The organism is Nonomuraea basaltis (genome assembly GCF_005893125.1).
Lineage (GTDB): Bacteria > Actinomycetota > Actinomycetes > Streptosporangiales > Streptosporangiaceae > Nonomuraea > Nonomuraea basaltis.
This window is the reverse complement of the sequence record NZ_VCJS01000642.1, coordinates 1-609: the sequence shown is the minus strand read 5'-3', so window position 1 is coordinate 609 and position 609 is coordinate 1. Positions and strand designations below refer to the sequence as shown.

Here is a 609-nt window from a genome sequence, read left to right as displayed (position 1 = left end):
ACTGGTCGGTGGCCAGGTACCAGAACGCGGTGCCGGCCATGTGCCTCGTGGGCCGCTGCCAGTCGAAGGCGAAGGCCAGGTGCTGGAAGCCGGTGATCGGGCGGACTTTCTCCTGGCCGACGTAGTGCGCCCAGCCGCCGCCGTTGACGCCCTGGCAGCCGGTCAGCAGCACCAGCGTCAGGAACGAGCGGTAGATCTGGTCGGAGTGGAACCAGTGGTTGGTGCCCGCACCCATCGCGATCATCGAGCGGCCCTCGGTGACCTCGGCATTTCGGGCGAACTCGCGGCCGATCCTGGCGATCGTCGCGGCCGGGACCGAGGTGATCTCCTCCGCCCACGCCGGCGTGTACGGCTGCGAGGCGTCCTCGTAGCCGGCCGGCCACTCGCCTGGCAGGTCGCGGGCCACGCCGTACTGCGCCATGAGCAGGTCGAACACCGTCGTGACGAGCGTGCCGGCCACCTCGGTCACCGGCACGCCGCGGCGCATGACGGAGCCGCCCTCGGTGGCGCCTTCGTCGAAGCGCGGCAGGTCGACGGCGACTGCGCGCTCGGATCGGTCGAACAGGGTCAGCGCGGGGCTCGCGCCGTGCAGGTCGAGGTTCCAGCGGC

At 71.4% G+C, this 609-nt stretch carries 1 protein-coding gene; it reads right to left on the bottom strand.

Going from position 1 to position 609, the window contains the following annotated elements; genetic code table 11:
* Positions 1-609: molybdopterin-dependent oxidoreductase (locus EJK15_RS69845; protein WP_171075456.1), on the bottom strand; the 609-nt coding region annotated here is incomplete at both ends.